The organism is Streptomyces sp. MZ04 (assembly GCF_004684775.1).
Classification (GTDB): domain Bacteria; phylum Actinomycetota; class Actinomycetes; order Streptomycetales; family Streptomycetaceae; genus Streptomyces.
In genome coordinates this window covers 1-5582 of sequence record NZ_SRIC01000414.1, presented here as the reverse complement: position 1 = coordinate 5582, position 5582 = coordinate 1, and the positions used below count along the sequence as shown (strand labels likewise).

Genomic DNA, 5582 nt, shown 5'->3' with positions numbered 1-5582 from the left:
GTTGGGGTAGGGGTGGCGGGGTCCGGAACTCCTAGCGCAGCATCGGGAGTTCGATCGCCGGGCAGCGGTCCATGACCATGGAGAGCCCGGCGGCACGCGTGCGGTCGTAGGCGGCTTCGTCGATGACGCCGAGCTGGAACCAGACGGCCTGGGCGTCTATGGCGACGGCTTGGTCGGCGACGGGGCCGGCGAGGTGGCTGTTGACGAAGACGTCGACCACATCGACGTGGAAGGGAATGGCCTCGAGGGAGGGATAGCCGGGTTCCCCGTGGACCGTCTCGGCTTTCGGGTGGACCGGGACGACGCGTTTGCCGAAGCGTCGGAGAACGTCGGCGACTCCGTGGGCGGCTCGCGCCCGGTTGGCGGAGAGGCCGACCACGGCCCACGTGTCCCCCAGCTCGGTGAGGATCTTGCGGACCGTGGCCTGATCGCCGTACATGAAAGCCTCCTGCGTCGGGACAGCACTCACCCGATGCAACTCCGTGGGCATCCCGGCCATTCCGCTGCGTTCCAGATGACTCACGGCTCACTTGTGCGGGCCGCGACGGCCGCGAGGCAGGATCTCGTCGGTCATCCGGGCCACCTGTGTCCAGAACGCCCGGTTCTCCGGGCTGGACTCGTTCGCCGGCGGCACGCGCTCGGGGTGGCCGGGCAGCGTCGCGGGAGGCCCGGAGGGCCCGGCGGGCCGCGACGGCCTCGACCGCCGGGACCGTCCGGACGCCCGGGAACCCTGGCCGGCGCCCTCGGGCGGGCGTTCTCCCGCGGTGATCCGCCCGAAGATGACGAACATCTCCCACACTTCTGCCAGCAGCGCCCGTGCCCTGCGCCTCACGCGGCCCTGCCTTCTTTTTGAGCGCGTCCCATGGCTTCGCCACTCTTCGTCTCGTGGCCTGGCTGCCGCATCAGGCAGTCACCTCGGTCGCGTCCGCCAGGCCCGCCAGGAGCCGCTCGGCGCGCTCCAGGTCGGCGGGGGTCGTGCCGCCGGCGGCCACGAACCCGTCGGGGCGCAGCAGCAGGAACCCCGGGCGGTGCCGGTCGACGCGCTCGTGCGCCACCAGACCCGGCAGTCGCCCGGCGGCTGCGGCCGCCGCCTGGTGCATGCGGTCGGCCCTGGCGCCCGTGCTCAGCAGCCGGAACGCGGCCTCCCGCGACGCGTCCCCGGCCGGCGCGGTCACCCAGTGCGGCGCGCGCGAACCGGGGGGCGGCAGCAGGCGGTTCCCCTTCCCGGATCCGCCGGACTTCCCCTCCTCCCGCACCACCAGGCCCTCGGGGTAGCGCACCCGCCAGCCCGCAAGGAGCGGCACAAGACGCCGCCGCAGCACCCCGGACTTCTCCAGGAAGCGCCAGGCGGCGTTCCGCAGCCGCGCCTGCGCCGGCTTGAGGGTGAACATGCGGGTGAAGCCCCGGGTGTTGCGGACGATCAGCTCGGCGGCGTACCGGCGCTCGACCTCGTAGGTGTCGAGGATCGCGGGGGCGAACCGGCCCTGGATCACGCCTGCCAGCTTCCAGGTGAGGTTGTGCACGTCCTGCAGGCCCAGGTTGAGGCCCTGGCCGCCGATCGGCGAGTGGGTGTGGGCCGCGTCGCCGACGAGGAAGCAGCGGCCCTGGCGCAGCCGCTCCGCGATCCGCTCCTGGCTGCCGAAGGTCTTGATCTCGTGCAGATCCTTCACCCGCGCCCCGGCCGGTCCGCGCTTGTCGAGCAGCGACTGCACGGTCTCGGGCGTCAGCGGGGTGTCCGGCGGCACGGGGGTGCCAAGACGCGTGATGCCGCCCGCCAGCGGGGCGTAGACCATGGGGCCTGTGGAGCGCAGGAAGTAGTGGACGGCGCCGCGCCCGGCGTCGCCGCCGTCGATGTGGCCCTCGGCGGCGAGGTAGATCGTGGGCAGCGTGACGCCGGGGAACTCGATGCCGAGCCGCTCCCGGACGGTGCTGCCGACGCCGTCGGCGCCGATCAGCCAGTCCGCCTCGATGAGTTCGGTGGTGCCGTCGGGCCGGTGGGCCTTCACGGTCACGGAGTCCTCGCCCGGCGAGACGTCGGTGACCCGCGTGGCGCGCTCCACCCGGCCGCCCAGCTTCTCCAGTACGCCCTCCAGCAGTGCGCTGGTCTGCTCCTGCGGCAGCAGCAGCGCCTCGTTCTCCTGGCCGATGTCGTTGTGGAGGGTCCGGCCGCCGTCGAGGTGGTAGTGGAGGGAGCGGAGGGTGACGCCCCTCGCCTGGGCCTCGGGCAGTACGCCGAGGCCGCGCAGCACCTCAAGTCCCAGCGGCCACAGCAGGATGGCGCGCGAGCCCTTGTTCGGCTCCGGCTCGCTCTCGAGCAGCCGGACGGAGACGCCGAGCCGCAGCAGCTGGCAGGCGGCGGCCAGACCGCAGGTGCCGCCGCCGACGATCAGCACGGAGGGCCGTCGGGGCGCGCCGTTCGTGTCCCTCGTGTCCCTCGTGTCACGTGTGTCACTCATGGGCTTCCCTCAGCGTTGTGTCGAGCCAGTCGTGGATGGACCGTGCGGTGGTGTCGGCGTGCGCCTCGATGACGGAGAAGTGGTCGCCGGGGATGTCCACGCCCGCGCGCAGCAGCAGCGTGCGGGCCTTGACGGGCTCGGGTGTCACGTCCGTCAACAGCCGCAGGTAGCCGCCCATCGCGGTGAGCCGGTCGTCGTCCAGGACCAGGCCCGGGTCCACTCCGTCCGCGCCGCTCAGCTCGCCCAGGCGGCCAAGGAGCTCCGGCACAAGGCGGACCAGCAGGCGGCGGCTGAGCGGCGACGTGTCGATCGACGCCACCGCCACCGGGCCCTCGCCCGCGTCCTCAAGGCGCGATGCCACCGCCTGGGCCAGCAGGCCTCCCGAGGAGTAGCCGACGAGCGCGTACGGGCCGCCGTCGGCGTGGCGGCGCATCGTCACGGCCGCCGCGTCGAGCAGCGCGTCGAGGGTGGCGGGCAGCGCCTCGCCCGGCAGGTAGCCGGGCAGCGGCAGGGCCCACACGTCGCGCTCGCCCGCGAAGTGCGCGGCGAAGCGCGCGAATTGGTGGGGCCCTGAGGTCGCAAGGACGGTCGGCAGGCAGAACAGCGCGGGGCCGCCCGCGCCCTCGGCCAGCCGCACCGGCTCCGGCATGGTGCCGGAGAACGCCGGCCGGAAGCGGGCGGCGTCGCCCAGCAGGTCGGTGAACTCCACTGTCGTACCGGCGTCGAGCGCCCGTTGGAACAGCGCGCCGAGCCCGGAAGGACCGGACGGCGAGCCGGGGGACGGCGCCGTCGCCGCAGCAGCGCCCTCGGGCAGCTGCGTGGACAGGTGCTGGGCGACCGCCTCCGCGCTGCCGTTGCGGAACACGGCGTCGGGCCGCAGCCGCAGGCCGGTCGCCGCGGCGAGCCGGTTGCGCAGCTCCAGCGTCGTCAGCGAGTCCATGCCGAGCTCCAGCAGGCCTCGCCTCGGATCGACGGCCTCGCCGGAGGCGTGCCCGAGCACGGTCGCCGCCTCCGCACGCACCAGGTCGAGCAACGCCCGCTCCCGCTCGGCCGCCGGCAGCTCGGCCAGCCGCGCCAGCGCCTGCCCGGCGCCGTCCGCCGCCTCGGCCCCGCTGCCTCCGGCTGCCGAGCGCCGCCGCAGCCGTGCCACCTCGGGGATCTCCTCAAGGAGCGGGCTCGGCCGGGTCGCGGTGTAGCGGCGCAGGAAGCGTTCCCACTCCACGTCCGCGACGACCAACGCCGCGTCCTGCCGCTCGACGGCTTCCTGGACCGCAAGCAGAGCAAGGCCGGGGTCTAGCCCCGGAAGCCCGCGCTGGACGAGGCGCCGCTTGCGCGACTCCTCGAACGCCGCCTCCTCGGCGTCGCGTCCGGCGTGCGTCCACGCGGTCCAGCCCAGCGAGGTGGCGGGCAGCCCCAGCGCGCGGCGGTGCGCGGCGAGCGCGTCGAGGTGGGCGTTGGCGGCGGCGAAGGGGCCGAGGCCGACGCCGCCGCCGAGGGTGCCGGTGAAGGAGGAGAAGAGGACGAACGCCTCGAGGTCGCGGTCCTGCGTCAGCTCGTGCAGGTGCCGCGCGGCGGTCGCCTTTGCCGCGAGCACCGCCCGCAGACGCTCGGGTGTGAACGCCTCGATCGGCCCCTCGTCCAGCAGCTCGTCGGCGTGGACGACGGCGGTCAGCGGCGCGTCGGCGGGGATCGCGTCAAGGAGGCCGGCCAGCGCCTCGCGGTCGGCGGGATCGCACTCGGCGATGGTGATGTCGGCGCGGAGACCGGAGAGTTCGGCGGGGATCGGGATGGGGAGTTCGGTCGCGGGGGTGGTGGTGAGGATGAGGCGTTCCGCGCCGTTCTCGGCCAGCCAGCGGGCGACGGCGAGCGCGGTGGGGGTGGTGCCGCCGGTGACGAGCACGGTGCCGTGGGGCCGGAACGCCGCCGCGGCGGGGCGTGCGGGCGTCGGGGCGGGCACGAGGCGGCAGGCGAACGTGCCCGCGCCGCGCACCGCCAGCTGGTCCTCATCGCCCCGGCCGCCCAGGATGCGGGGCAGTGCCGCCAGCTCGGCCGACGTGCTCGGCGTCGCCGGGATGTCGATCAACCCGCCCCACTTGTCGGGGTATTCGAGCGCGGCGACCCGGCCAAGGCCCCACAGCTCGGCCCGCTCGGGGTGCCGGATCGGGTCGGAGTCGCCGGTGGAGACAGCCCCCCGGGTCAGGAACCAGACCCGCCCGCCGAGCCGCGCGTCGGCGAGCGCCTGGAGGAGTACGAGGGAGGACTCGGTCTCGGCGAGCAGGGAGAGCGTCCCGGCGAGCTGGGACTCGCCGACCGACGACGACCCGGATTCGGCGGGTTCGGCGGACTCGGTGGACTCGGCGGATTCGGTGGACTCAGCGGATTCGGTGGATTCGTTGGACTCAGCGGCCTCGCGCAGAGCCGCCGCGAGCTCGGCCCGCTCGCCGGAGGCACGGACGCGCACGACGCGGGCACCGGCCTGCTCCACCGCGGCAAGCACGGCGTCCTCCGCCTCCCCGCCGCCGTCCGGGGGCAGCACAGCCAGCCACGTCCCGGAGAGCGCGGCCTCGGGCAGGGCGACGGGCCGCCAGTCCAGGCGGTAACGCCAGGACTCCGCGCGCGATCGGGTGCGGCGCTCGCGGCGCCAGGCGGCGAGCGCGGGAACGAGGTCCGTCAGCGTCGCGTCGTCACGGGTGCCGAGCATCCCGGCCACCTGATCGGGCGCGCCCTCCTCGACCACCTGCCAGAACCGCGCCTCCGTCGCGTCGACCGGGGCCGCGGCCTCGGGGGCGGCGGTGCTGATCCAGTACGTGCGGTGCTGGAAGGGGTAGGTGGGCAGATCGGCGGTCGGCCCGTCCTGGGGCGTGGGGGTGACGGGGTGTCCGAGGGCCCAGGCGCGGGCCAGACCGGCGAGGAAGCGGCCGGCGGTGCCGTCGTCGCGGCGCAGGCTGGTGAGGATGCGCGCGTCCGCGTCCGTGTCGCCGATGTGCGGGGCGAGTACGGGGTGGGCGCTGGTTTCGATGAAGGTGTGGTGGCCGTCGGTGATGAGGTTGTTGATGGTGTGGTGGAAGGCGACGGGTTGGTGGCAGTTGTCGTACCAGTAGTCGGGGGTGAGTTTTTCGCCGGGGT

The 5582-nt window shown here is 74.5% G+C and carries 4 protein-coding genes; all 4 read right to left on the bottom strand.

What is annotated here, in order from left to right; translation table 11 throughout:
- Positions 1-31: 31 nt before the first annotated feature.
- The gene (locus E2651_RS40735) at positions 32-439 is read right to left on the bottom strand and encodes a CoA-binding protein (protein WP_135336315.1); all 408 of its coding nucleotides are present in this window, start codon (positions 437-439) and stop codon (positions 32-34) included.
- Between the two features lie 87 nt (positions 440-526).
- A complete protein-coding gene (locus E2651_RS44430; RefSeq protein WP_167829054.1) occupies positions 527-832 on the bottom strand; it encodes a hypothetical protein in 306 nt (101 codons plus the stop codon).
- Between the two features lie 70 nt (positions 833-902).
- Positions 903-2456 carry an FAD-dependent monooxygenase gene (locus tag E2651_RS40725; protein ID WP_135336313.1) on the bottom strand — a complete coding sequence of 518 codons (1554 nt, stop codon included), beginning with the start codon at positions 2454-2456 and terminating at the stop codon, positions 903-905.
- A partial coding sequence (locus E2651_RS46035; protein WP_135336312.1) for an alpha/beta fold hydrolase occupies positions 2449-5582 on the bottom strand: 3134 nt, incomplete at its 5' end. The genes E2651_RS40725 and E2651_RS46035, both read right to left, overlap by 8 nt.

What these genes read in the sequence shown, in the direction of transcription:
- E2651_RS40735 (WP_135336315.1), bottom strand. Translation starts at nt 439, where the DNA reads ATGTACGGCGATCAGGCCACGGTCCGCAAGATCCTCACCGAGCTGGGG.
- E2651_RS40725 (WP_135336313.1), bottom strand. Translation starts at nt 2,456, where the DNA reads ATGAGTGACACACGTGACACGAGGGACACGAGGGACACGAACGGCGCG.